Annotated in this window: 25 protein-coding genes and 1 tRNA gene; 12 read left to right on the top strand and 14 right to left on the bottom strand. The window is 68.7% G+C overall.

What is annotated here, in order from left to right; genetic code table 11:
- Nucleotides 1–17: 17 nt before the first annotated feature.
- Nucleotides 18–218 (top strand): hypothetical protein, encoded by a 201-nt coding sequence (locus IMT31_RS10590; RefSeq protein ID WP_345362457.1) that lies wholly within the window; start codon nucleotides 18–20, stop codon nucleotides 216–218.
- A gap of 3 nt (nucleotides 219–221) precedes the next feature.
- Here the strand turns inward: IMT31_RS10590 and IMT31_RS10585 are convergent, their stop codons facing one another.
- The 4 genes from IMT31_RS10585 to IMT31_RS10570 form a co-directional block, all read right to left on the bottom strand.
- Nucleotides 222–845 (bottom strand): malonic semialdehyde reductase, encoded by a 624-nt coding sequence (locus IMT31_RS10585; protein ID WP_413542730.1) that lies wholly within the window; start codon nucleotides 843–845, stop codon nucleotides 222–224.
- Between the two features lie 95 nt (nucleotides 846–940).
- A complete protein-coding gene (locus tag IMT31_RS10580) occupies nucleotides 941–1,348 on the bottom strand; it encodes an acyl-CoA thioesterase (protein WP_413542729.1) in 408 nt (135 codons plus the stop codon).
- A complete protein-coding gene (locus IMT31_RS10575) occupies nucleotides 1,332–2,456 on the bottom strand; it encodes a DNA adenine methylase (protein WP_345362466.1) in 1,125 nt (374 codons plus the stop codon). The genes IMT31_RS10580 and IMT31_RS10575 overlap by 17 nt, the downstream gene beginning before the upstream one ends.
- 66 nt (nucleotides 2,457–2,522) lie before the next feature.
- Nucleotides 2,523–3,197: a YoaK family protein gene (locus IMT31_RS10570; protein WP_345362469.1), complete on the bottom strand. Its 675-nt coding sequence runs from the start codon at nucleotides 3,195–3,197 to the stop codon at nucleotides 2,523–2,525.
- Between the two features lie 164 nt (nucleotides 3,198–3,361).
- Between IMT31_RS10570 and IMT31_RS10565 the strand changes: the two genes are divergently transcribed.
- The gene (locus IMT31_RS10565) at nucleotides 3,362–4,483 is read left to right on the top strand and encodes a YihY/virulence factor BrkB family protein (RefSeq protein WP_345362472.1); all 1,122 of its coding nucleotides are present in this window, start codon (nucleotides 3,362–3,364) and stop codon (nucleotides 4,481–4,483) included.
- A gap of 128 nt (nucleotides 4,484–4,611) precedes the next feature.
- On the opposite strand, the gene IMT31_RS10560 is transcribed toward IMT31_RS10565, so the two are convergent.
- Entirely contained in the window at nucleotides 4,612–5,826 is a 1,215-nt protein-coding gene (locus IMT31_RS10560; RefSeq protein WP_413542728.1) for a thermonuclease family protein, read from the bottom strand.
- Nucleotides 5,827–6,022: 196 nt separating this feature from the next.
- Here IMT31_RS10560 and IMT31_RS10555 point away from each other — a divergent pair, with 196 nt between their 5' ends.
- From IMT31_RS10555 to IMT31_RS10545, 3 genes are all read left to right on the top strand, one after another.
- A complete protein-coding gene (locus IMT31_RS10555) occupies nucleotides 6,023–6,433 on the top strand; it encodes a DUF3052 domain-containing protein (protein WP_413542727.1) in 411 nt (136 codons plus the stop codon).
- A 67-nt stretch (nucleotides 6,434–6,500) separates the two neighbouring features.
- Nucleotides 6,501–7,139, top strand: a complete 639-nt coding sequence (locus IMT31_RS10550) for a hypothetical protein (protein ID WP_345362481.1) — start codon at nucleotides 6,501–6,503, stop codon at nucleotides 7,137–7,139.
- Nucleotides 7,140–7,286: 147 nt separating this feature from the next.
- Nucleotides 7,287–8,318, top strand: coding sequence for a hypothetical protein (locus tag IMT31_RS10545; protein ID WP_413542726.1), 1,032 nt, complete (start codon nucleotides 7,287–7,289; stop codon nucleotides 8,316–8,318).
- Nucleotides 8,319–8,430: 112 nt separating this feature from the next.
- Here IMT31_RS10545 and IMT31_RS10540 read toward each other — a convergent pair whose 3' ends face one another.
- Both IMT31_RS10540 and IMT31_RS10535 read right to left on the bottom strand, forming a co-directional pair.
- Nucleotides 8,431–9,534 (bottom strand): mandelate racemase/muconate lactonizing enzyme family protein, encoded by a 1,104-nt coding sequence (locus IMT31_RS10540; protein ID WP_413542725.1) that lies wholly within the window; start codon nucleotides 9,532–9,534, stop codon nucleotides 8,431–8,433.
- Nucleotides 9,531–10,559 carry a LysR substrate-binding domain-containing protein gene (locus IMT31_RS10535; protein ID WP_413542724.1) on the bottom strand — a complete coding sequence of 343 codons (1,029 nt, stop codon included), beginning with the start codon at nucleotides 10,557–10,559 and terminating at the stop codon, nucleotides 9,531–9,533. The genes IMT31_RS10540 and IMT31_RS10535 overlap by 4 nt, the downstream gene beginning before the upstream one ends.
- 177 nt (nucleotides 10,560–10,736) lie before the next feature.
- Here IMT31_RS10535 and IMT31_RS10530 point away from each other — a divergent pair, with 177 nt between their 5' ends.
- Nucleotides 10,737–12,311 (top strand): SLC13 family permease, encoded by a 1,575-nt coding sequence (locus IMT31_RS10530; RefSeq protein ID WP_413542723.1) that lies wholly within the window; start codon nucleotides 10,737–10,739, stop codon nucleotides 12,309–12,311.
- A 33-nt stretch (nucleotides 12,312–12,344) separates the two neighbouring features.
- Here the strand turns inward: IMT31_RS10530 and IMT31_RS10525 are convergent, their stop codons facing one another.
- Complete coding sequence (locus IMT31_RS10525) at nucleotides 12,345–12,995, bottom strand: LytR C-terminal domain-containing protein (protein ID WP_345362496.1); 651 nt, start codon at nucleotides 12,993–12,995, stop codon at nucleotides 12,345–12,347.
- 80 nt (nucleotides 12,996–13,075) lie between these two features.
- Between IMT31_RS10525 and IMT31_RS10520 the strand changes: the two genes are divergently transcribed.
- Together IMT31_RS10520 and IMT31_RS10515 are read left to right on the top strand one after the other, a co-directional pair.
- Nucleotides 13,076–14,020: a haloacid dehalogenase gene (locus IMT31_RS10520; protein ID WP_413542722.1), complete on the top strand. Its 945-nt coding sequence runs from the start codon at nucleotides 13,076–13,078 to the stop codon at nucleotides 14,018–14,020.
- A gap of 74 nt (nucleotides 14,021–14,094) precedes the next feature.
- On the top strand, nucleotides 14,095–15,150 hold the full coding sequence (locus IMT31_RS10515) for an isopenicillin N synthase family dioxygenase (RefSeq protein ID WP_413542721.1): 1,056 nt from the start codon (nucleotides 14,095–14,097) through the stop codon (nucleotides 15,148–15,150).
- Nucleotides 15,151–15,317: 167 nt separating this feature from the next.
- Here IMT31_RS10515 and IMT31_RS10510 read toward each other — a convergent pair.
- Nucleotides 15,318–15,390: transfer RNA gene (locus IMT31_RS10510), tRNA-Ala, on the bottom strand.
- 385 nt (nucleotides 15,391–15,775) lie between these two features.
- Here IMT31_RS10510 and IMT31_RS10505 point away from each other — a divergent pair.
- Both IMT31_RS10505 and IMT31_RS10500 read left to right on the top strand, forming a co-directional pair.
- On the top strand, nucleotides 15,776–17,485 hold the full coding sequence (locus IMT31_RS10505) for a sodium:solute symporter family protein (RefSeq protein WP_345362505.1): 1,710 nt from the start codon (nucleotides 15,776–15,778) through the stop codon (nucleotides 17,483–17,485).
- 43 nt (nucleotides 17,486–17,528) lie between these two features.
- Nucleotides 17,529–17,657 (top strand): putative transporter small subunit, encoded by a 129-nt coding sequence (locus IMT31_RS10500; protein WP_345362508.1) that lies wholly within the window; start codon nucleotides 17,529–17,531, stop codon nucleotides 17,655–17,657.
- A 98-nt stretch (nucleotides 17,658–17,755) separates the two neighbouring features.
- Here the strand turns inward: IMT31_RS10500 and IMT31_RS10495 are convergent, their stop codons facing one another.
- The gene (locus IMT31_RS10495; protein ID WP_413542720.1) at nucleotides 17,756–18,256 is read right to left on the bottom strand and encodes a DUF456 domain-containing protein; all 501 of its coding nucleotides are present in this window, start codon (nucleotides 18,254–18,256) and stop codon (nucleotides 17,756–17,758) included.
- 62 nt (nucleotides 18,257–18,318) lie between these two features.
- Here IMT31_RS10495 and ald point away from each other — a divergent pair, with 62 nt between their 5' ends.
- A complete protein-coding gene (gene ald, locus IMT31_RS10490) occupies nucleotides 18,319–19,458 on the top strand; it encodes an alanine dehydrogenase (RefSeq protein WP_413542719.1) in 1,140 nt (379 codons plus the stop codon).
- Here ald and IMT31_RS10485 read toward each other — a convergent pair.
- A complete protein-coding gene (locus IMT31_RS10485; RefSeq protein ID WP_413542718.1) occupies nucleotides 19,425–19,970 on the bottom strand; it encodes a DedA family protein in 546 nt (181 codons plus the stop codon). The genes ald and IMT31_RS10485 overlap by 34 nt on opposite strands.
- A 62-nt stretch (nucleotides 19,971–20,032) precedes the next feature.
- Between IMT31_RS10485 and IMT31_RS10480 the strand changes: the two genes are divergently transcribed.
- Nucleotides 20,033–20,764, top strand: coding sequence for a GerMN domain-containing protein (locus IMT31_RS10480; RefSeq protein ID WP_413542717.1), 732 nt, complete (start codon nucleotides 20,033–20,035; stop codon nucleotides 20,762–20,764).
- A gap of 88 nt (nucleotides 20,765–20,852) precedes the next feature.
- On the opposite strand, the gene pdxT is transcribed toward IMT31_RS10480, so the two are convergent.
- The 3 genes from pdxT to IMT31_RS10465 form a co-directional block, all read right to left on the bottom strand.
- Nucleotides 20,853–21,497, bottom strand: coding sequence for a pyridoxal 5'-phosphate synthase glutaminase subunit PdxT (pdxT, locus tag IMT31_RS10475; protein ID WP_413542716.1), 645 nt, complete (start codon nucleotides 21,495–21,497; stop codon nucleotides 20,853–20,855).
- The gene (pdxS, locus tag IMT31_RS10470; protein ID WP_413542715.1) at nucleotides 21,494–22,468 is read right to left on the bottom strand and encodes a pyridoxal 5'-phosphate synthase lyase subunit PdxS; all 975 of its coding nucleotides are present in this window, start codon (nucleotides 22,466–22,468) and stop codon (nucleotides 21,494–21,496) included. The genes pdxT and pdxS overlap by 4 nt, the downstream gene beginning before the upstream one ends.
- A 100-nt stretch (nucleotides 22,469–22,568) precedes the next feature.
- Complete coding sequence (locus IMT31_RS10465) at nucleotides 22,569–23,414, bottom strand: CoA ester lyase (protein WP_345362525.1); 846 nt, start codon at nucleotides 23,412–23,414, stop codon at nucleotides 22,569–22,571.
- Nucleotides 23,415–23,454: the final 40 nt, after the last annotated feature.

Genomic DNA, 23,454 nt, shown 5'->3' with positions numbered 1-23,454 from the left:
CGGAGGAAGGACCCGCCATGGACCACGTGAACCCGGAAGTACCCGAAGAGGACCGCCTGGATGAGCCGCAGCCCCAGGTCTCAGGCGACGGCACCCTTGAGGAGCCCCCGCTCTCCGACGACTCCGTGGAGGCGGCAGCCCACCAGCACGATGACGAGCGGGTGGATGAGTGGGAGGAGGAGTCCTTCCCCGCCTCGGACCCGCCCTCGAACTACTGATCCTCAGACGGTGGTGACCGCCAGCTCCTCGTCCAGGCGGGGCAGCCGCGGGAACCAGGCGTCCGGACCGGGCTTGCCGACGTTGACCACCATGAAGGCGTTCCAGGTGGAGTCAGCGTTGAAATCGGCGTCCACACCGGCGAAGTCCCAACCGGTCATGGGGCCGGCAGCCAGGCCCTGCGCCCGGACGGCCATCATGAAGTAGCCGGCGGCCAGCCAGGCGTTCTGACGGGCGATCAGCGCCCGGGAGTCGGCGTCGGAGAACATCTCCTTGCGCTCCGGGGCGTGCGGGAAGAACACCGGGAAGTTCTCGTGCCAGTCCGCGTCCCAGGACAGCACGGCCACGGCCGGCGCGGACTCGGCCTTGGACGCGTTGTTGCCGCCGGCGTGGGCGATCAACCGGGACCGCTGAGCCTCGGACTGGACCCAGGTGATGCGCAGCGACTGCAGGTTCATCATGGTCGGGCCCATCTTGGTGAGCTCGTAGATGGCCTGCAGGGTCTCCGCGGAGATCGGCTCATCCGAGAAGGTGTTGGCGGTTCGGGCGTCATGGAACAGCAGGTCCAGTGCCTTCGGGTCCACTGGCTCCAGCGCGGTGGCCTCGGTGTTCTGGATGGTCTCGGTCACGGTGATTCTCCTTCGGTTGCACGGCGGCGCCGCATCATCCTCGGGAATCATCCGGGACGGGCACCAGGGGTGCATAACCGTTCAGGACTCGGTGCCTATTCCCGGACTGTCCAGGCCTCCAGTACGGCGCGCTCGTCTTCGGTCAGTGCCCGCGAGGAACCGGAGCCATCCGTTCTGACCACGATGGAGTCCACCGTGAAGACGGCGCGGCCGTCCTGGATCCCCTGCTGGCGCAGCGTGTAGGACTTGGTGCCGATGCGCACCACGGACACCAGCAGGGTGATGGACGGTGCATACCGGGTCTCGGCGTGGTAGTCGATCTCCTGGCGGGCCACCACCACATTGCCTCCCTCGCCGCTGTCCTCCCCCCGGGACACCAGGAAGGCCAGGAACCGGATCCGCGCCTCCTCGGCCAGCGTCACGATCCTGGCGTTGTTGACGTGGCCCTGGGCGTCCTGGTCTGACCAGCGCAGGTCCATCTCGAACTCAAACGGTGCGGACACATTCTCTCCTGTCGTGACGGTCTTGACGGCCCTGACCGTCTCGGTCTGTGGCGGTCCGGCCTCTGGCTGCCGCCCGGGCGGCCTCGACCCGTTCGCGCGGTCCGGCGATGAACACCAGCTCCGTGTTGCGCAGGTGGGACACCCTGCCCACCTTCTGGCCCGTGGGCGAGTGGATGCCGATGCTCGCGCCCACGTAGCGCTTGGAATCGAAGCCCAGCACGGCCACCTCCTCATGCCCGGCCTCCCGCAGCGAGTCCTCCATAGCCTCCGCGGTGATCCAGGACTCGTCATTGTAGGAGACGATGACCACTTCGGAGCGGATCCTGGAGAGCACGTCCGCGAGCGCGGCGGGCATGGTGCGCTTGGAGTTGAAGACGCTGCGGGTCTCCTCGTTCCGGACGTCCACCCGCTTGCAGGCCACCCCGTAGTGCTCGGGCTCGTCCCACCGGACCAGGGTCTCCCACACGTGATAATTGGCGTAATAGCGGTGCTGGTTGTACGGCGGGTCCACGTAGTAGAGGTCCGCCGCAGGCAAGGTGTCCACCGTGTCCATGACGTCCCCCACCACCACGGCGCCGGGTCCGTCCAGCAACTCGGGCATCCGGAGCTCGAGGTCCCGTCCAGAGCGCCGGGCCCAGGATTTCAAATAGGCCATCTGGATGCCGGTGGTGGAGTCCACCCTGTCCGCCGCCTCCATCAGGGAGGTCAGCAGGATCGGGTACCAGTCGGTCCCGGCATACTCCTCCTCGATCCGCTGGCGGATGGCGTCGATCCGCATGCCGTTCTTGGGTTGGAAGTAGCGCGCCTGCTCGCAGAACGTCGCCGTCACATAGCCGCGGGCCGGCGTCGTTCCCTGGAGGTCCGCCAGGATTCCGGCGAGCTCCGCGCGGTCCGTGGACCGCGCGTCGTTGGCGATGTAACAACCGGCCAGCACGCCGGTGTAGGTGGCCCGGTCAGAGGCCGTGGTGTGGATCCCGCGGCGCTTGAATTCCTGGGCCACGCGGGTGGTCCCGGAGAAGAGGTCGACGGCGGCCCGGGCGCCGACCGCGTCCGCCATGGCCCCCAGCACGGGCACCAGCAACCGCTTGGAGCCCAGGTACTTGATCATGTAACGAACCTAACCGACCAGGCACAGTCCGCGGCGCAAGACAGAGCCGCCCGCACCCGGACGGCGTCAGGGCAACCGGCGATGCCGCAGGCTCAACAGCACGGCCGGTCCCAGGAGCAGGAGCACGGCGACCCACAGCGCGGCCAGGCCAACGGCCTGGTAGGTCACGGCGCCGGCGATGGATCCGACGGCGATGGCTGCCCAGAGCGCGAGATACCGCAACCAGACGGTACGGCTGCCCCCAGTGAGTGCGTGGGCCAGGTGCTGCCCGGTCTTGACCAGCGTCCCGGTCATGTAGGTCAACCCCACGGTCACCTCTCCGGCCCGGGTGAACGTGCCGTTGACGGCCCCCATGCCCGCGGCGATCACGGGTGGCACCGCCACAAGCAGGGCGGGCACCGAGGCGCAGACGGCCGCGGCGAGGAGGAGGGCCAGTGACACCCAGACTGCCGTGGACCGCGGGCCCGCCGGCAGCTGCCGTCCGGACCTGGCCTCGCGCAGATGGACGGCCAGGGAGGACAACACCACCCCGACCACGAAGAAGAACACCAGCCCCATGGCCAGGGCCCAGCCCCGCAGATCCCCCGTGGCCAGATCGGAGCCGGCGCGGGTGGAGTTGCCGGACATGAAAGAGACGAAGTATCCGCCGAGGTGGATGAAGGCGAGTCCATCCACGAATCCTGCGGTTGCCGTCAACAGTCCGGCCAACGCCCCTTGTCGAGCGGTGAGGGAAACAGCCACGTACCTGTCCTTCCTGCCCTTTTCGTCTCCAAGGGCACCCAGCCGACTGTAGCGGCCCCGAAACCCCGCGGTACTTTCAGATCCGGGCGGGAGCCTGCAGGATGAGTGGAAACAGGAACTCACCTGGAACCGTGAGGGCCGGACGACTACGGAGGGGACACACCATGTCCACGAATGACCCCATCGAGGCGACTCTCGAGGCGGCGGACCGGGCCGCCCGGGATTTCGACGGCGCACCGCCCACGCCGGGCAAGCTCAACGGCGCTGGGTGGAAGTACGCCTTCAAGCGCGCCGTCAAGCAGTTCGGGGCCAACGGCGGCACTGACCTCGCCGCCATGCTGACCTACTTCATGGTCCTGTCCCTGGCCCCGGCCCTTCTGGCGATCTTCTCCATCATCACCTTGGTGCTGGCCAACAATGCGGACACGGTCACCTCACTGGTGGAGGATCTCGTGGTCGAATTCGTCCCCTCCGACTACCAGAGCCTGGTCACGAACATGGTGGACACCATGATCTCCTCATCGTCCGGCGGGGTGATCGCGCTGATCATCGGTATCGCCACGGCACTGTGGTCCGCCTCCGCCTACGTCAAGGCGTTCGCGCGGTGCATGAACACCGTCTACGGCGTGGACGAGGGGCGCAAGTTCGTCCGCCAGATCCTCACGATGCTGGCGGTCACCCTGGCCGAGCTGCTGGGGATCGTCCTGATCCTCGTCTCGCTGGCGTTGAACCAGTCCCTGGTGACCGGAGTCCTCGGACCCATCGCCGAACCGCTCGGACTGGGCGGAACGCTCACGTTCCTCACCGAGTCCTTCCTGCCCATCTGGGCCTGGGCCAAGTGGCCCGTCATCCTGGTGATCATCATCGGCCTGATCGCACTGCTCTACCTGGTGACCCCGAACATCCGCAAGCCCAGGTCCGGCTGGCTGAGCATCGGTTCGGTCCTGGCGATCGTGGGCATCGCCGTGGCGGGTGTGGCCATGTCCATCTACCTGTCCCAATTCGCCGGATACAGCTCCTACGGCGTCATCGGCACGGTCATGGCCCTGCTGTTCGTGCTCTGGGTCTTCAACATCGTCCTGCTGCTCGGCGCCCACGTGGACGCCGAGGTGGCCCGGGCCCGCCAGCTGCTCGCCGGCGTGCCGTCAGAGGTGGCCATCCAGCTGCCGCCAGTGGACGTGGCCGGGGTCCAGAAGTCCAAGAAGGCCCGGGACGAACTGGAGTCCGAGGGCCGCGTGCTCCGGTTGACCTACGGGGAGAACCGGAGCACGGCTCGGCAGGACTGAGGACGGAGAGGATCCCGCATTCCCCCGGCGACGGCGGTCAGCACATCTCGTACCGACCCCGGGCGGACCCACCAGCTGACCCCGGGCAGGCCCTCCAGGCCTGCTCCGGTCATTGACGGGGAAGGGAATCAGCAAGGCCTCCAAGACTGGCCGCCGGGTGCATAGCACCGAGGGCCGGTGTATCCCGGGTAATCAGCGTCCGTCCCATAACCGCTGGAGGGTCGCTGGGGTCGCGGGGCCTGTTGCGGCGGAGCGACACGGCGGCGCTCGGCCTCCCGCTGTTGTTCTGCCTCGCGCTGGGCCTCTGCCTGTCGCTGCCGCTCAGCTTCGGCCTCGGCCTCGGCCTCGGCCACACGCTGCTCTTCGGCCACCCGCTCCGCAGCCGCACGCTCTGCCGCGGCCTTCTCCTCAGCCGCACGCTCTGCCGCAGCCTTCTCCTCGGCGACCTTCCGCTCTTCCTCGGCCTTCTCCGCAGCCGCACGCTCTGCCGCAGCCTTCTCCTCAGCCGCCTTCTCCTCGGCTGCCTGCTTCAGCTCGGCTTGGCGCGCCAACAGACCCTCTTGGAATGCCAGCGCGGAAGGCAGCGCTTCGTCGAGCCGTTCTCTCAGGCGCGGGGCCACGTCCCCGTATGCGGCTGAGAGGACTGCATGGCTGCCGGATTCCACCAGGCCCACGGCGCCGTCCAGTACCTCTCCCGCGGCGATGACCGGTACAGCGGCGGCCAAGGCAGAGGCCACGTCGGCGGCATCCGTCGGGATCTCTCCGGGAAGAATCTCAAGTGGCGGGAGAGCCTCCGCCAGAGCCGGGAGTGCACACTCGAGGCCCGGATCGAAGAGCCCCGCCTCCGCCTCCTCGGCCCGTTCCTGCGCGGCCAGCACCTCCGGGTAGAAGAGGTCGTTGGGTTCGAAGAGAACGGCCACACCCAGGCCGGCTTCGGCCAGGTCGGCGTTGACCAGGGAATCGTCCTTGTAGACACCGGCCAGCGTCCGGTCGTAGCGATCGAATCGTTCGATGTCGTAGACGAGATCGATTTGATCGCCGGGGGCCAACAGCTCCTCCAGGAGATCGGCGGCCTCGGGGCCCAGACACTGCACCGATTTCTCCGGATGCTTGGTCTCCGGCGTATCGACATTGAGCAGACGCACCCGTTCGACCTCGCCGTCGATTCGAGCGTCAAAGGTGTCACCGTCGATCACCCGGACCACAGTCGCCTGATCGCGATCCTCTGCCGATCCACCCGATTGCGCCACTGCGACGCCGGCGGCACCTCCCACGACCGCTACCGCCACCGCCCCGGCGGCAATCTTGACCCCCACCGACTTGCTTGCCCAGAAACCAGCCATGATCTTCGTGTCCTTGGCGCGATTCCCCTCCGCGTGATGACACTCGCAGAATAGCGGACCCGCCCTCCCCACCGGGCTCTGCCTCCGTCAGATGTCAGACCTTGGCAGCATGGACGTCCCGCTGATCGGCACGGCCCGGGCAGGAATCCCCCCGTGAGTCCTGCCCGGATAGCGCGGGGCGGGGCAGAATGGGGGCATGGCCACCACCCCGGAACAGCCCGCTCAGCCCGCCCAGTCCGCGAAGACGACAGCCCAGAAGCTGTTCATCAAGCCGAGCGACACCCTCTACCTCGGCGGGGGCCACCAGGGCCTGCACGCCCTGCTGGATCCACTGCCGGAGGGCGTGACCCTGACGCAGGACATCACCCAGGCCACCGCCATCATGCTGTTCGCCCAGGACCAGAAGTCATTGGACGGGGTACTGGACGACTGGCTGGAGGCCGCCCTCGGCGCGCGACTGTTGTGGATCGCCTACCCGAAGGGCGGTCGCTCGGACATCAACCGGGACACCATCTGGAAGGACATCGAGGCCCGCGGACACCGCCTGAACGCGAATATCCCGCTCTCGGAGGAGTGGTCCTCCGTTCGGGTGAAGACCGGCTCGTAGACTGGGGGGCAGCGCGCCGGTTCAATCCGGCCGGAGCATCACACATCAACACTGAGGGACAGCACCCATGCGCCAGATGTCCGACCCTGCCTACGCCTCCGACTGCCAAGAACGTCTACACGACGAGAACATCGCCCCGATCACCCAGCTCTGCGACTCCCTGCAGACCTCAGGCAAGGGTTCCATTCCCTATGTGGACCCCTTCTACGACGTGGACGGGGCCCGGATCCTGGTGCTCACGCCCGCGCCCGGCCCCGGCACCGCGTCCGGCTTCCTCTCCCACGAGAATGACGACGATTCCGCCGAACGTCTGCTGCGCGTCTTCGCTGCCGCCGGCCTGGACCCGAAGCACACCATCCCCTGGACCGTCCACCCGTGGACCCAGGACGACTACGCCCTGAATCTCACGAAGGACAAGATCTCCAGCGGCATCAAGCCCTTCAACCGCTTCCTCAAGAAGGTCCCCCGCGTGGTGGCGATCATGGCCCACGGAGGCGAGGCACAGAAGCTGGTCAAGGCCTTCTCGGCGACCATCGGCGGCACGGTGCTGACGGACAAGGCCATGAAGGTCTTCCCGGTGCCGGCCCTGCAGACCCAGAGCGCCAACAAGAAGCTCACCCCGGAGGAGATCGAGGACCAGATGGTCGAGACCTATGGCCAGGCCATGCGCCTGTGCGGCATCCGACCGCTCGTCAACGAGTCCTGACCCCTCCGCGCGCAAAGTGACGCCGCCCCCGCCGTTGTGACGCGCGCCCGTCACTTTGTGCCCCGCTGACCGGCCGTCCCGCACCGTGATCCACAGCTTGTGGATAACCGTGAGGGGCGGCCGGTTCGCGCTGGGATGCTGGAGCGCATGGATGACACGTATGAGCGGTTTGCTCCCCTGCCCCTGCTGACCCCGGGGAACGACGGCGGCCGGTCCAGGAAATCTCTGGGCCGTGCCTTCGCTGCCGGAAGCCTGGTCCGGGTGCGCCATGGCTTCTACGTGGACACCGCGACCTGGCTCGGAGCCACCTCCTTCCAACGCTTCATGACCACCGTCAAGGCGGTTGCGGGGCGCAGGCACCAACCGGTCTTCACCGGCACCACGGCCCTGGTGTTGCGGGGGGTTCCCCTCGTCGAGACACCGGCCGCCGTGGAGGTGGTCACCCCAACACCATCGCGGGCGGGGCTGCAGACCACCATGCCCGGGTACCACGAGGCCCACCTGCGGGATGCGGAGGACCTGCCCTACATCCACCGGACTCGCAACGTCTTCCGGGAACCATCCGTCACACTTGAGGAGCCAGTCTGGCCTGGCATCCACACCTCGCTGCGTAGCGTGGACCTCCGCGAGCATCTGGTGGACACCTTGTCCGGCCTGGACTTCAGCGAGGCACTCGTGATCGCCGACAGCCTGTTGTCCGGGCGCAACCGTGAGGGCCTCCGGCTCACTCGCCCCGGCCTGGAGCAGTTGGTTCGACGTGAAGCCACAGCCGCCGGGGCCTCCTGGCTCAACCGAGTGCTCCGGCATTCCACCCACCTCAGCGAATCACCCGGGGAATCCCTGAGCCGCGCTCGGATGATCGAGCTCGGCTTCGTGCTGCCGCAGCTCCAGACCCACCTGACCGGCGCCGACGGCGTGGACTACCGGGTCGACTTCTGGTGGGAGGAACTGGGTCTGATCGGAGAATCCGACGGGTGGGGCAAGTACTCCGTGGCCGGTGCCGACCCTGCAGAGTCGCTACGCCGGGAGAAGCGGCGAGAGGATGCCCTCCGCGAGCTCGGCCACCGGTTCGTTCGCTGGGGCTGGGCTGACGCGTTGGATCCCCAGCGGTTTGCGGAACTGCTGGTGCGCAACCGGGTGCCGCGCCGTCGTCGTGCCTCGATCCGATGGTCCGCCTGACCACACCGCACCAACCCGCACCCCACCGCACCGGGCGCGGCCCTGTTGCTCGGGCACAGAGTGACGCAGCCGCGTCACAACGGTGGGGGTGGCGTCACTTTGCGCCTGAGGGTTAGGAGTCGGTGCGGTAGCGGGCCAGCTTGTCCTCGCTGATCTCGGCGCCGACGCCCGGCAGGTCCCGCACGGAGATCCGGCCGTCAACAATGGAGATCGGCTCGGCGAGCAGGTCATCCGACATGTCCAGGAAGTTGGAGAGTTCCCCGGCCCGGCGGGAGGTCGCCTCGTGGGCCGCACCGAAGGTGACCGTGGCCAGCGAGCCGATCTGGGTGTCGATCTGGTTGCCCATGGTCACGTCCACGCCGAGCCCGGTGCACAGCCCCAGGATCTCGGTGGCCTCGGTGAACCCGGAACGGGCGGTCTTGATGCAGATCGCGTTGCAGCCACCCGAGAGCAGCTCGCGGGAGGCGTCCCCGGCCGTCGGCACGGACTCGTCCCCCACCACGGGGATGGGCGACTTCTCCACCAGTCGGCGCCGGCTCATGGCCTCCTTGGCGTCGCACGGCTCCTCCAGCAGGGTCAGGCCGAGACCTTCGGTCTGCTGCAGCACCTGCAGGGCCTCGTTGGCGGTCCAGCCGCGGTTGGCATCCAGGTAGAGCTCCACACCCTCACCGAGGCCCTCCCGCAGTACGCGGCAGGCCTCGATGTCCAGGGACAGGGGCCGTCGTCCCACCTTGAGCTTGAAGGTGGTGATGCCGTAGTCCTCGCCGAACCGCAGCGCCTCGTCCAGCAGTTCCTGGGCCGGCTTGAACCCGAGCATGTGGGAGACGCGCATCGAGTCGGTCCAACCGCCGAGCAGCTTGTGCACCGGCTGGCCCAGAGCTTTGCCGGCCAGGTCCCACAGGGCGATGTCCACGGTTCCCTTGGCCACCTGGTTGTGGATGGTCCGGCGCATCACGGCGTGGATCTTCTCGCGGTCGAAGGGATCCAGGCCGATGATCTGCGGGGCGAAGAGCTCCTCCACCACGTTCTTGATGGACACCTGCGTCTCGCCGTAGGTGTAGGGCCGTGGCGGTGCGTCCGCCACCCCGGTCACCCCCTCGTCCGTGTGGATCCTCACCAGCACGTGGTCTGCGGTCGCCACGGAGCCGGAGGCGAACGCCAGCGGGTGGTTGTAGGGGATGGCGTAGGGGATGGCTTCGATGCCGGTGATCTTCACGGGCGCTCCTGGGGTCCTGGGTCCGATGCGGTCGAGGTGGGCACAAAGTGACGGGGAGGCGTCACTTTGGTGGGGGTGGGGTCATTTTGCGGCTCGGGGGTGGCGGGGCCATGACGGACCTCGTCCACCGCACGGTGCACGAGGGAGCGGAAGGCCGGGATCAGAGCGGAGAGACTGTCCCGCTTCCACGCGACGGCCAGGCCGACGGCGGGCGCGGTGACGAGCTCGCGGTAGGCGACGGGGGACGCGGCGGCCCGCCGGGCGCCGTCGGGCACGAGGGCCAGGCCCATGCCCGCCCCCACGAACGCCAGCAGGGTCGAGGTCTCCGTGGCCTCCTGCACCACCCGCGGACGGAAGCCAGCGCCGCGGCAGGCCTCCGAGGTGATGGTGGCCACGGTGGAGCCCTGCGGGTAGCCCACGAAGTCCTCCCCGGCCAGCTCGGCCAGGTGAACGGGGCCGCCCCCCGTGGCCAGGCGGTGGTGTGCGGGCAGGGCCACCACCAGGCTGTCCCCCTCCAGGGTGTCCAGCAGCAACTCCGAGGACTGCACAGGTGGGCGCAGCACGGCGGCATCCAGGCGATTCTCCAGCAGGCTCTGCTCGATCTGCGGGGTGAGCATCTCCCCCATCACGTGCAGCCGGACCCCGGGCAGCTCGCTCCGAGCCAACTGCACCAGGGCCGGCATCACCCGGTAGGTGGCCGATCCCACGAAGCCGACGCGCAGCACGCCGGCGGCGCCGTCACCGACCTCTCTCACGTCCTGTGTCAGGGCATCGACGTCGGCCAGGATCTGGCGGGCTCGCTCGAGCATCAGCTGCCCGGCATCGGTGAGGTCCACGCGGCGGGTGGTGCGCTCGAAGAGCCGGGTGCCGAGGGTCGCCTCCAGCTGCTTGATCTGCTGGGACAGGGGTGGCTGCGCCATGTGGAGCCGCTCTGCCGCCCTCCCGAAGTGCCGTTCCTCGGCCACCGCCACGAAGTAACGCATCTGGCGCAGGTCCACGGGCGCCACCCCCTCTCTGAATGTCATGCCGGTATCGGCTCCGGTCCAGCGTAGGGATGACATGACTCACAAGTGAAAGACCGGTTCCGGACATATTAGAACGCCACGCCTATCAATGACGCCTGAATGTGTACTTCTACCCGTGCATTGATCCGCGTACGGTGTGTTGACTCACACTTTCAGACCAGTTCAAGGATCAATGCGATGACACCGTCCGCGTCCGAGACCCTCACGCCGAAGCCCGGCCAGCAGTCCGGCCCCAAGCCCGACCCGCAGATCGGGCAGCAGGGCGACGCCCTCGATTCCGGAGGCAGGCGCAACTGGTGGTTGCTGGCCCTGGGGCCGGTGGCCGGCCTGGTGCTGGCACTGGTGCTGCCGGCGTCGTTGTCCTTCGAGGGCCGCGCCGTGGCCGGCTGCGCCCTCTGGATGGCGATCTGGTGGATGACCGAGGCCGCCCCCATCCCCGTGACGTCCCTGCTGCCGTTGGTGCTGTTCCCGCTGTTCGGCATGGGCACCATGGCCGAGGTGGCCGCCCCCTACGCCAACTCGGTGGTGTTCCTGGTGATGGGTGGCGTGATCCTGGGCCTGGCCACGGAGAAGTCCAACCTGCACCTGCGCGTGGCGCTGCTGACCATCCGCATGGTCGGCACCAGGCCGGCGCAGATCGTCCTCGGCCTGATGGCGGCCTCGGCCTTCATCTCCGCCTGGGTGTCCAACACCGCCACTGCGGTCATCATGGTGCCGATCGCCGTGTCCATCCTGCAGCTGGTCCGCTCCGTGGATCCGGCGGCGGCCGGCAAGAAGTTCGCCGCCTCCATGCTCCTGGGCGTGGCCTACGGCGTGACCATCGGCTCCACGGCCACCCTGATCGGCCAGCCGCCGATGGCCCTGATGAAGGCCTACCTGCTCGAGTCCCACGGATACGACCTGCAGTTCGGCCAGTGGATGCTCATCGGTGTCCCGTGGGCCGTGGTCATGGTGTTCATCGCCTGGCTGGTCCTGACCAAGCTCGTGTTCCGCGCCGAGGTCTCCGAGATCCCCGGCGGCAAGCAGATGATCAAGGACCAATTGGCCCAGCTCGGCCGGCTCACCACCCCCGAGCGCCGGATCGGCATCATCTTCCTGTTCGCCATCGTCTTCTGGGTGTTCGTGCCCTTCATCGCGGAGATCCCCGCCGTGGCGGAGGCGTTGCCGTTCCTGGGCACCATCTCTGACACCCAGGTGGCCATGGCCGCCGCGATCGCCTGCTTCCTGGTCCCCGCCCAGAAGCGATCCGTTGACCGCACCGGTGCCGCCCTGCTGCGCTGGTCCGCCGCCAAGGAGATTCCGTGGGGCCTGCTGCTGCTCTTCGGCGGCGGCCTGTCCCTGTCCGCCATGTTCACCGCCACCGGCTTCTCCGAGTGGCTGGGCAACCAGGTCGGCGCCCTGCAGGGCGTGCCCGCCTGGGTGGTCATCCTCGTCGTGATCGTGGTGGGCATGGTCCTGACCGAGCTGACCTCCAACACCGCCACCGCCGCCGCGTTCTTCCCGATCTTCGGGGCCGTGGCCGTGGGCCTGGGCATGGATCCGTTGTTCATGACCATGGCCGTGACCCTGGCCGTCTGCTCCGCCTACATGCTGCCCGTGGCCACCCCGTCCAACGCCGTGGCGTTCGGCTCGGGCGAGGTCTCCATCAAGCAGATGACCCGCGCGGGAATCTGGCTCAACGTGATCTCGATCGGGTTGATCATGCTCGTGATGTACACGCTGGTGCCGCTGGTCTTCGGCTCCGGCGGGTGAACCCCCGGGCGCCCCTCGAAGGGTTCGCAGGCCTCAGCCCCGGGCGGCCGCCGGGGACTCGGTCTCCAGCCGCTGGCAGTCCAGCGGCCCGGGATCCGTGGACACCGCGTCCTCCGGGACCAGCCCGGAGTACTTGGTGCCCATGATGATGTGCACCGTGTCCTCCTCCCGATCGTCCGGCCGGTAGACCGAGCCCTCGAGGTTCCGCTGGATGGCCAGCGAGGTCTCCCGGCCACCCTCTCCGGACAGGATGACGGCCACCATGTTGGAGGTGGTGAAGCCCTGGTTCCCGACCCCGCCGATCACGAAGTCCCGAGCCTCGAGGGCGTTGGCCACCTCCCCGGCCAGGCCGCCGATGGTGGTGCCGTTGTAGACGGTCACGGTGGACTCCTTCGAGTACCCGACGTCCCCGGCCGGACACAGGACCGGCTCGTCCGGCGGGGCCGCCTCCCACCCGGGGATGGTCCACGCACCGAGCAGCACCTGCACCGCCGTGACCGCTGTCCCGGCCACCACCAGGGCCACCAGCACCAGGGCGATCGCGTGCCGCCGGTGACGCCGGCGCCGGTCCCGGGCCAGGACCCGCGGATCCACCGCCCCGAAATAGCGGCCGAGATCGTTCTCCGTGAAGATGCGCCGGCCGTCCGCCTCGCGGCGGGGGTTGACATCCTGCGGGCTGGACACGAGGACCCCTTCGGTGCGGGAAGACTATGGTGCGCACCACACTAGGCGAACACCTCGGCGCCGGCATCTAGGCTGGAGCCATGCGCTCTCTTCCGCCCCTCGGGCTGCTCCTGGACGTGGACGGCCCCATCGCCTCCCCCGAGACCCGCCGGGTCCCCGAGGGCATCCTGACGGCGCTGGTGGACCTGGCCGGCCGCGGCGCGCCCGTGGTGTTCAACACCGGCCGCTCCGCCGACTTCATCCTCCAGCAGCTCGCCGCCCCCTTGCTGGCCGCCGGGCTCCCGGCGGACGCACGCTTCCATGCGGTCTGCGAGAAGGGCGCCGTGCAATTCTCCTTCGCCGAGCTCACGCCCCTCATCACCGGACACCCGGGGCACGACGCCGGCCTGCCCCGGGCCACGCGCGGCACCTCGGTGCCGGATTGGGTGCAGGTCGATTCCGACATGCGGATTCCCGCCGATCTCGAGTCCAGCCTGGTCCGGTTGCTGGACGACTACGCGGACAGCATGTTCTACGACGACACGAAGCTGGCCATGTTCTCCGCCGAGATGACGGTGGGGCTGGAGCTGGAGCGCTACCGCGAGGCCCAGGCCCACTTCGAGGCCGAGGTGACGGGCCTGCTCGCCTCGTCAGGCACCGGGGCGGAGGCAGGCGGGGCGTTCCAGCTGGACTCGACCATCATCTCCTCGGACGTGGAACACGTCTCCAGCGGCAAGGACCTCGGTGCCGCCCGGGGCTGGGAACGGGTGGCCGCGGACGGCGAGCTGCCGGTCCAGTGGTTCACGTGCGGGGACTCCCGCACGGACTACGCCATGGCCGACTGGCTGCACGCCCACGGGGACCGCGTGACCCACGTGGACGTCCGCCACGAGGACGGCGTCCCCGAGACCCCGTATCCCGTCCTGACCGGGGAGGACCTCGCCGCCAAGGGGTTCGGGGCGCATGGGTCCCGCCACGAGGAGGCGGGCCAGGCTCTACTGGAGTGGGCATTAAACACCAACGGTTCTCCGAACGCCACGTTGTGACGATTTCCCGTCACCCGAGGTAGTCCAAGGCAACCTGCACGCGCAGGCGGGGGCCGGCGTCGTTCACTGGTTCCATGACTTCTGCGACCCCTGACTCCGCGGCCAGCCCGGCAGGGCTGGACATCCCCGTGCTGGACCTGTCCACCATGCGCGCAGCGGACGGCACCTTCGCCCCGGACTTCCTGGACCGACTGCGCCACGCGGCCCACCACGTGGGCTTCTTCCAGATCGTCAACTACGGCGCAGACGAAGGCCAGGTGGACGAGCTGTTCCGGGTGACCGCTGAGTTCTTCGCCCGGCCCGAGGAGGAGAAGCTGGCACTGCACAACCAGAACTCCCCGCACTACCGCGGCTACTCCTCCGTGGGTGCCGAACGCACACAGGGCCGCCCGGACTCTCGCGAGCAGATCGACTTCTCCCCCGAGCGCGCTCCCGTGCCCGCAGAGCGGATCAGGCCCGGCGAGGAGTACTGGCATCTGCAGGGCCCGAACCAGTGGCCCGCGGACAGGCCGGAGCTCGAGCGGACCGCCATGGCGTGGACCGCACTGATGGACCGGGTGGGCGAGGACCTGCTCAAGGCCCTGTGCGTGTCCATCGGACTGGACGAGGACCATTTCGCCGAGGCCTTCACCGGCGACCGCGCCTGGATGGCCAAACTGGCGCACTACGTGGGCGGCGTGAAGGAGGCCGGTGCCCAGGGTGTGGGACTGCATGCCGACTACGGCTTCATCACCCTACTGCTGCAGGACCTCGTGGGCGGGCTCGAGGTGCGGCCCTACGGCCAGGACGAATGGCTGCCGGTCGAACCGATCCACGGCGCGCTGGTGGTGAACCTCGGCGAGATGCTGGAGGTGGCCACGGGCGGCTACCTCATGGCCACCATCCACCGGGCCACGGCCCCGGACGAGGGCGTGGACCGCTACTCCGTGCCGTTCTTCTACTCGCCGCGGCTGGATGCCGTGATCGAGCCCGTCGAGCTGCCGGCCGCTTTGGCCGCCGAGGCGCGCGGGGTCTCCGACGATCCGGACAACCCCATGCTCGCGTCCTTCGGCTCCAACATGCTCAAGGGCTTCGTGCGCGCGCACCCGCAGGTCACTGCGAAGTTCCACCCGGAGCTGGCGGGGAAGTAGTCCGGGCGGCCGGCCACAGCCATCCTGCCGGGCCACAGTGATGATCACTGTGGCCCGGCACGATCCGTCTGGCAGGAGAATCCCCTGTCCCTCGTCCCCGGCGAACGAAAAGCCCGGACCCACGCATGGGTCCGGGCTGTCGCCGATCTCCTGAGAGATCACCGGTGTGGAGCCTAGGGGAATCGAACCCCTGACCTTTTCATTGCGAACGAAACGCTCTACCAACTGAGCTAAGGCCCCTCACCCTTCCGGTCACCGCCGGAAGGCGCTTCGCCATCATACTCCTGCCCGCGGCCTCTCTCCGAATCCACCCTCACTCAGCGGCGTCAACCACCAGCCGACCAGGCAATTTCGCCCTATTGTCGACAATCCAACTGGTATTGCGGTTGCAAACATGAGAGACTTCATCGGTTGGCGAAGGAGCCAGCGCCGGTGCGAGTGAGCCCCGCCGGGTGCACACGGATGACGTGCAGACCCGCTTGTGCGGCTCCCGCCGGGATGGCCCCACAGGCCGTCACAGGTGGTCCGAGGGGGCCACCGGCAGCCGGACTCGGCTGCCACATCGCGGTCCGCGGAGAACCACTACGCGGGCCGCTGTCATTGTCGCCGAGATGGAAGGACCGGGATGCCACCCGCTCAGGAATTCAATCAACTAGGGATCTTGGCAGTGGTGTTGCTGCTGATCCTCTTCTACGGCGGAACCATGTGGATGTCCGTGGGCATCAGCCGGAAGAAGGAGAACGCTGACGGCTACATGACCGCCGGCAACAACATCGGCTTCGGCATCTCGGCGGCCTCCATGACCGCCACCTGGATCTGGGCCTCCTCCATGTACGCCTCCGCCACCGCGGGCTACACCTACGGCATCTCCGGCCCCATCCACTACGGGCTCTGGGGAGCCCTGATGATCCTCTTCATCTATCCCTTCGGCAAGCGCATCCGCAAGGTCGCGCCGCGTGCCCACACCCTCGCCGAGGTCATGTACGCACGCCACGGCCGGTCCTCCCAGCTGATGCTGGCCGGGTCCAACGTCCTGGGCTCACTGATCTCGCTGACCTCCAACTTCATCGCCGGCGGCGCACTGATCTCCATGCTCTCCCCGCTCAGCTTCGGCGCGGGCATCGTCATCGTGGCGGCCGGCGTGCTGATGTACACCCTGTGGTCCGGCTTCCGGGCCTCCGTGCTCACCGACTTCGCCCAGGTGATGTTCATGCTGGGTGCCGCCGTGGTGATCATCCCGGTGATCTTCTTCGTGGCCGGCGGGCCGGGCATGTTCGAGGCCGGCGTGGCCGCGGGCCACGTCACCGAGCAGCAGGGCAACTTCTTCTCCTCCGAGGCGTTCATGAACCAGGGCGCGCCGTACATCGCGGCCGTGCTGGCCTACGCCATCGGCAACCAGACCATCGCCCAGCGGCTGTTCGCCGTGCGTGAGGACCTGATCAAGCCGACCTTCGTGACCGCCACCATCGGCTACGGCGGCTCCGTGATCGGCATCGGCATGCTCGGCGTGATGGCCCTGTACCTGGGCGTCGAGCCCATGGGCGGGGACGTCAACAACCTCATCCCGCAGATGGCCGGAACCTACCTCGGACCCGTGCTGCTGGGCCTGGCGTTCGTCATGATCATCGGCGCCCTGTCCTCCACCTCGGACTCGGACCTGGCCGCTTTGTCCTCCATCGTCATGGCGGACATCTACGGCCAGTCCGTGGGCAAGAAGAACGCCAAGCCGAAGACCATGCTGCTGGTCGGCCGCATCTCCATGATCGTGGCCACGGGAGCGGCGTTGTACTTCGCCACGGCGCAGTTCAACATCCTGGACCTCCTGGTGTTCGTCGGGGCCCTCTGGGGCTGTCTGGTGTTCCCGGTGATCGCCTCGTTCTACTGGCCGAAGGTCACCAACGCGGCCTTCACCGTAGGCGTGCTCGCCGCGCTCGTGGCCTTCCTCCCGGTGCGCTTCGAGTGGTTCGCCTTCACCGGCTTCCTCGGCCTCAGCGTCGAGGTGCTGGCCACCATCGGCATCGGCGTGGTGCTCGGCATCATGGCGTTCGGCTTCTTCGGCCTGAAGCCCGCCCTCTGGGTCGGCACGATCGCCGTCCTGGCCGCCGCTCCGTTCACCATCGGCGGCATCATCACCGGCGGGATGCGGGAGTACACCGTCCTGTCCGCCTCGCTGGTCGCCTACGCGGTCTCCTTCCTGGTCACCTACCTGATGTCCGTCCGCTCGAAGATGAACTACGACTTCGACCGGATCAAGGACATCACCGGCGACTTCGACTCGGAGACCCCGAAGACCGCCGAACAGGTGGTCGCCGCGGCCAAGGCCGAGCGCGACTGACCCGGCGAAGCACCCGAGCACCACCGACCAGAAAGGAAGCACCATGACCGTTGCATTGACCGCCTACGTACTGATGTGGCCCGTGATCGTGGCCGTCGTCCTGTTCTTCATCGCCCGCGGATTCCTCCGTGACGTCTCGGAGTCCAAGAAGGCGGGTCGCCCGATCATCTGATCGGATCCCAGCCGAACCAACGACGGCGGCGCGTCACCTTCTCGAGGTGACGCGCCGCTGCAATTCGTGGGACCTTCGTGGTCGGCTCCTCGGGGGCCTCAGCGGTTGAGGAAGTGGACCAGCGTCCCGATCGCGAGGGAGGAGGCGGCCAGTGAGGCGCAGCCGAACTCCACCAGGATGCCCAGCCCCATGGACTTCAGCGCCTCCCACGAGGAGCGCACGGCGGCCTTCAGGTCCCGGCGCCGCAGGAACTCGGCGGTGAGCAGGCCCGCGGCGAAGCCCACGAACAGGCCGATCACGGGGATGACGAACATGCCCACGATCGCGCAGACCACGCCCACCAGGACCGGCCCGTGGGGGATCTGCTCGCGGCGCATCTTCCGGCCGGTCAGCACCGCCGAGGCGCTCATGCCGGCGATCGCCAGGCCGGAACCGATGATGGCGGCCGTCCACGCGGCGGGCGATCCGAGGATCCAGGCCCAGGCGATCAGGGTGATGACGGTGAGGATGGAGCCGGGCAGGATCGGGATGATGGTGCCGAGCACGGCCACCACCAGCAGCAGTCCGGCGATGACGGTGGTGATGATCTGGTAGTCCACGCCCCCAGTATGGTCCCTGGCCGGCCCTGCCGTTTCACGGTGGTTGCCTGTAGCGTCGGAACATGCTGATCGGCGTACCCACAGAGATCAAGAACAACGAGTTCCGCGTCGGCCTCACCCCCGCCGGAGTGACGGAGCTCGTCCACCACCACCACGAGGTCCTGGTCCAGTCCGGGGCTGGGGCGGGCTCAGGCCTGCCGGACGAGTCGTACCTCGAGGCCGGGGCGAGGATCGTCTCCACGGCCGAGGAGATCTGGGACCAGGCCGCCCTGGTGCTCAAGGTCAAGGAACCGGTGGGCCCCGAGTGGCAGCGGATGCGCCGCGGCCAGACCCTGTTCACCTACCTGCACCTGGCCGCCGACCCGAAGCTGACGCACGCCGTCCTGGAATCCGGCACCACGGCCATCGCCTATGAGACCGTCACCCGGGGCCGCTCGCTGCCGTTGCTGGCCCCCATGAGCCAGGTGGCCGGGCGGCTCGCTCCGCTGGCCGGTGCCTATCACCTGACCCAGGCCCAGGGCGGCTCCGGCATCCTGATGGGCGGCGTGCCCGGCACCCGCCGGGCCAATGTGGCCGTGGTGGGGGCCGGCGTCGCGGGTGAGGCCGCCGCCGTGGTGGCCGCCGGCATGGGCGCGGACGTGACCGTGCTGGACATCAACCTGGAGCGGCTGACCCAACTGGACACCGTGCACCAGGGAAGGCTGCGGACGCTGGCCTCCTCCACGTTGCACATCGCTCAGACGGTGGCCGAGGCGGATCTGGTGATCGGCTCCGTCCTCGTCCCCGGTGCCGCCGCGCCCAAACTCGTCACCGCGGACATGGTGGCGGCCATGCGCCCGGGCTCCGTGCTGGTGGACATCGCGATCGACCAGGGCGGCTGCTTCGAGAATTCCCGGCCCACCACCCACCAGGACCCGACGTACCGGGTGGGCGAGCAGATCTACTACTGCGTGGCGAACATCCCCGGGGCCGTCCCGCAGACCTCCACGGCAGCGCTGACCAATTCCACCCTGCCCTACATCCTGCGGATCGCGGACCTCGGCTGGCGTGAGGCGCTGGCTCAGGACGGGGGCCTGCGTGCCGGGCTCAACGCCCATGAGGGCATCCTGACCCACCCGGGCGTCACCGATGCCGTGGCCGGGCCGCTGGGACTGGACCCGCAGTTGGACTACCGGCCGGCGTCGGACGTGGTGTCCGGCTGAATCCGAGGCGACTGGCCGGCCCGGCGCTGGGCCCTGGAGGCCCGGAGCCGGGCGAGCCCACCGGTGCTCCACAGGATCAGGATCACCACGCCGGCCAACGCCAGGATCAGCGCGGCCAACGCCACAGGGCTGGCCAGCGCGGCAGTGATGACCGCCCAGACCACGGCCATCCCGACGGTGCCGTAGATGACGCCCCAGATCAGGGTACCCAGCAGCATGGCGGGCAGGAACCTGCGCCATCGCATGCGGGTCACCCCGGCCGTGCCGATGACCGCCGTCTGGATGCCGACCGTCAGGAAGCAGAACGGGATGGCCCACGGACCCCACCGATCGATGAAGCGCATGGCCCGCAGGTAGACGGGGCCACTCATGAAGCGCCGCAGGGAGGTGTGCTCTGCGCCCGCGGCGATCCCGCGGCCCAGCGAGAAGGTGACGGTGGCCCGCGCAGTGGCCAGGCACCAGAAGAACAAGATGGCCCAGCCCAGTGGGAGCGAGGCAATCCAGTCCATCATGTGATCAGTCTAGGTGCCGTTCCGGCACCCCCTCGGTGCCAGCCTCGTCTAGGCTCAGGGGTATGAGTCATCGCCGCACCGCACCGCGTCCCCTGCTCGCCACCGGAGCCCTGACGGCCATCCTGGCCCTGGCCCTGACCTCTTGCGGCCTGGGCGGAGGAGACGCCACCGAGAGCCCCTCGACCACCCCGTCCGCCTCCGAGAGTGCCAGCGCCTCGCCGTCAGCCTCGGCCTCCGGCTCTGCCTCGGCTTCTGAATCCGCGTCCTCCTCACCGAGCCAGTCCGCGAGCACCTCCCCCTCGGCCAGCACGAGCCCCTCTGCATCCGCTTCCGGATCGGCCTCTGCCTCCGCTTCGGAACCGGCCGCGGCCTCCAGCGAGGCCACCGTGTACTGGGTGGGCCCCGCCGGCCAGTCTGGCGGCATCGAGTTCCCGGGGTGCGGCGAGGTGTTGATCGAGGATGAGGTCCCCGTCTCCGCAGCCGGCGCCGTCGGCGATCCCTCCCTCGTGAAGGCCGCGCTGCAGTCCCTCTTCGCCGAGCGGAACTTCGATGTGGGCAGCAGCGGCCTGATGAACGCGCTCTACCAGTCCGAGCTGACCGTCCAGGACGTCACGATCCAGGGGGACACCGTGACCGTGAACCTGTCCGGACAGCCGATGTCCGCCGGCACCTGCGCCGATCCGCAGATCATCGCGCAGTTGGAGAACACCGCCATCGCGAACGCGGGAACCTACACCGCCGAGATCCTGGTGAACGGCGAGCCGATCCAGGACGCCATGAGCCAGAAGGGCTGATCCCACCCACCTCGGTGTGCGGGCAGAGATGACTCGTCATCTCTGCCCGCGGCCTTCCCCCCAGCCTTTCCCGCGGCCTTCAGGGAGTTCAGGCGGTGGGACGGACCATGCGTTCCAGGAAGTAGCGGTGGAAGGACCAGTCCCCCGTGACCTCCGGGTGGAAGCTCGTGGCCAGCAGGTTCCCCTGCCGCACGGCCACCGGCACCGGCCCGGAATCCTCCGGCGTCCCTGATTCCAGACGGTGCGCCGGCACGCTCGCCAACACCTGCACGTCTCCCCCCGCGCGGAGGACCGCCGGGGCACGGATGAAGACGGCCGGTACCGGCTCCCCGCTCACCTCGGGCACCTCGAGTGAGGTCTCGAAGGATTCGACCTGTCCCCCGAAGGCGTTGCGCTGCACGGTGATGTCGAGCCCACCGAAGGACTGTTGGCCGCCGATGGGGTTGGCGATCGTCTCGGCCAGCATGATCATCCCGGCGCACGTGCCGTAGACGGGCAGGCCCTCGGCGATCCCCTCACGGACTGCGGGAGCCACCCCGAGCAGCCGGGAGAGCTTGTCCATGACGGAGGACTCCCCACCGGGGATGACCAGACCGTCCAGCCCGGTGAGGTCTGCGGCGGCACGCACCGGGACCACCCGTGCGCCGAGAGCCGCCAGCACGTGCGCGTGCTCCGCCACATCACCCTGGAGGGCGAACACCCCGACCAGAGGACCGGTGGGGCGCGGCGTCACCAGCCGCGGTCGGCGAGGCGGTGCGGGGCGGGCAGGTCGCCCACGTTGATCCCGACCATCGCCTCACCCAGACCGCGCGAGGCGGAGGCGACCGCGCCGGCGTCGTTGTACTGGGCCGTGGCCCGCACGATCGCGGCGGCCCGCGCCGCCGGATTGCCGGACTTGAAGATGCCCGAGCCCACGAAGACGCCATCGGCACCGAGCTGCATCATCAGGGCCGCGTCCGCGGGGGTGGCCACGCCGCCGGCGGTGAAGAGCACCACGGGCAGCCTGCCCTCGCGGGCCACCTCGGCCACCAGCTCATAGGGTGCCTGGAGCTCCTTGGCGGCCACGTACAGCTCGTCCTTGCTCAGCGCGGACAGCTTGGCGACCTCACCGCGGATGGTGCGGATGTGCTTGACCGCCTCGGAGACGTCACCGGTGCCGGCCTCCCCCTTGGAGCGGATCATGGCCGCACCCTCGGTGATCCGGCGCAGGGCCTCCCCGAGGTTGGTGGCGCCGCAGACGAAGGGCACGGTGAAGTCCCACTTGTCGATGTGGTTGACGTAGTCCGCCGGGGAGAGCACCTCGGACTCGTCGATGTAGTCCACCTTCAGGGCCTCGAGGACCTGGGCCTCCACGAAGTGGCCGATCCGGGCCTTGGCCATGACCGGGATGGACACGGCGTCCACAATCCCGTCGATGAGGTCCGGATCGGACATCCGGGCCACCCCGCCCTGGGCGCGGATGTCCGCGGGAACACGTTCGAGCGCCATGACGGCCACCGCACCGGCGTCCTCGGCGACCTTGGCCTGTTCCGCCGTGACCACGTCCATGATCACGCCGCCCTTGAGCATGTCCGCCAGTCCGCGCTTCACGCGGGCGGTGCCGGTGCGCGGGGAACCCTGGCCGGAGTCCTCGATGGATCCGGGGGCGGCGGGGTTGGCGTCTGAGGTGTAGGAGGCCGAGGCGGTCTCGGGGGAATGTGTCATGTCTCTGTTGGTCCTTCGCGGTGTCGCTGCCCGGCGTGAAGGGGATCACGCCGGTGTAGGTGGAGTCGAATTTACCCCGTCTCGGTGGGCTACCGGCGCGTCAGGCGTTCCAGAGCCCGTAGGAGTCGGCCAGGTCGGCGATCTTCTGGGCGCGGGCGAGCCGGGGCAGGTAGGAACCGTCCCCCACGGAGGCCCCGGCCTGGTGCGCCTGCAGCATGTCCACGGCCCAGGAGACCTCGTCCTCGGACGGGGACAGGGCCAGGTTGATGGACTCGGCCTGCCCCCGGTTCAGGCAGAGCCTGCCCGTCATGCCCATCGACTGCGTGACGCGAGATGACTCGGTCACGGCCGGAGTCTCGTCGGCTACGCCGGGAGGTCCGTCGATCGCGCCGGGGAGCTTGCCCACGCGGGAGGCGATCACCAGCCGGGAGCGCGCGTACGCCATGGCCATCGGGTCATCCGAGATGCCGGTGTCCTTGCGGAAGTCGTTGGTGCCGAACGCCAGGCGGAAGGTACCGGGGGCCTTGGCCACGGCCGTGGCGTTGTCCAGCCCCGCCGCCGTCTCGATCAGGGCGATCACCGGGGTGCCGGCGGGCAGGCGCATGGCGGTGAGGGTGACCTGCTCGGGCTCCTCGGCCAGGGCGAGCATGACCCCGCGCAGACCCTCGGCCTTGGAGAGCGCCTCCAGGTCCTGCTGCCAGTCATCGGTGTCAATGCCGTTGATCCTGACCCAGGCGGACATGCCGCCATTGAGGGCCTCAACCACATTGGCGCGGGCCTGGTCCTTCTTCCCCGCCGGGACGGCGGCCTCCATGTCAAAGAGCACCGAGTCCGCCTCGGAGGCCAGCCCCGGGGCGAAATCCTCCGGCTTGGCCGCGTTCACCAGGAGCCAGGATCGGCTCAACTTGGCGGGCAGGGCGGCGGCACGTCGGTTACGCAAGGGCATGGATCCCAGCCTACCCGCGCCCGGGGCACCCCGCAGGTAG

Source organism: Citricoccus nitrophenolicus, assembly GCF_047305825.1.
In the GTDB taxonomy this organism is placed as follows: domain Bacteria; phylum Actinomycetota; class Actinomycetes; order Actinomycetales; family Micrococcaceae; genus Citricoccus; species Citricoccus nitrophenolicus.
The sequence above is the reverse complement of the archived record's forward strand: the minus strand, read 5'-3'. Positions and strand labels throughout refer to the sequence as shown.

Coding starts and splice junctions, on each gene's coding strand:
- IMT31_RS10520 (WP_413542722.1), top strand. CDS start 13,076: ATGCGCTCTCTTCCGCCCCTCGGGCTGCTCCTGGACGTGGACGGCCCC.
- IMT31_RS10485 (WP_413542718.1), bottom strand. CDS start 19,970: ATGATGGACTGGATTGCCTCGCTCCCACTGGGCTGGGCCATCTTGTTC.
- IMT31_RS10565 (WP_345362472.1), top strand. CDS start 3,362: ATGTCCACGAATGACCCCATCGAGGCGACTCTCGAGGCGGCGGACCGG.
- pdxS (WP_413542715.1), bottom strand. CDS start 22,468: ATGACACATTCCCCCGAGACCGCCTCGGCCTCCTACACCTCAGACGCC.
- IMT31_RS10530 (WP_413542723.1), top strand. CDS start 10,737: ATGACACCGTCCGCGTCCGAGACCCTCACGCCGAAGCCCGGCCAGCAG.
- ald (WP_413542719.1), top strand. CDS start 18,319: ATGCTGATCGGCGTACCCACAGAGATCAAGAACAACGAGTTCCGCGTC.
- IMT31_RS10555 (WP_413542727.1), top strand. CDS start 6,023: ATGGCCACCACCCCGGAACAGCCCGCTCAGCCCGCCCAGTCCGCGAAG.
- IMT31_RS10560 (WP_413542728.1), bottom strand. CDS start 5,826: ATGGCTGGTTTCTGGGCAAGCAAGTCGGTGGGGGTCAAGATTGCCGCC.
- IMT31_RS10505 (WP_345362505.1), top strand. CDS start 15,776: ATGCCACCCGCTCAGGAATTCAATCAACTAGGGATCTTGGCAGTGGTG.
- IMT31_RS10550 (WP_345362481.1), top strand. CDS start 6,501: ATGCGCCAGATGTCCGACCCTGCCTACGCCTCCGACTGCCAAGAACGT.
- IMT31_RS10515 (WP_413542721.1), top strand. CDS start 14,095: ATGACTTCTGCGACCCCTGACTCCGCGGCCAGCCCGGCAGGGCTGGAC.
- IMT31_RS10535 (WP_413542724.1), bottom strand. CDS start 10,559: ATGACATTCAGAGAGGGGGTGGCGCCCGTGGACCTGCGCCAGATGCGT.
- IMT31_RS10465 (WP_345362525.1), bottom strand. CDS start 23,414: ATGCCCTTGCGTAACCGACGTGCCGCCGCCCTGCCCGCCAAGTTGAGC.
- IMT31_RS10500 (WP_345362508.1), top strand. CDS start 17,529: ATGACCGTTGCATTGACCGCCTACGTACTGATGTGGCCCGTGATCGTG.
- IMT31_RS10480 (WP_413542717.1), top strand. CDS start 20,033: ATGAGTCATCGCCGCACCGCACCGCGTCCCCTGCTCGCCACCGGAGCC.
- IMT31_RS10545 (WP_413542726.1), top strand. CDS start 7,287: ATGGATGACACGTATGAGCGGTTTGCTCCCCTGCCCCTGCTGACCCCG.
- IMT31_RS10590 (WP_345362457.1), top strand. CDS start 18: ATGGACCACGTGAACCCGGAAGTACCCGAAGAGGACCGCCTGGATGAG.
- IMT31_RS10575 (WP_345362466.1), bottom strand. CDS start 2,456: ATGATCAAGTACCTGGGCTCCAAGCGGTTGCTGGTGCCCGTGCTGGGG.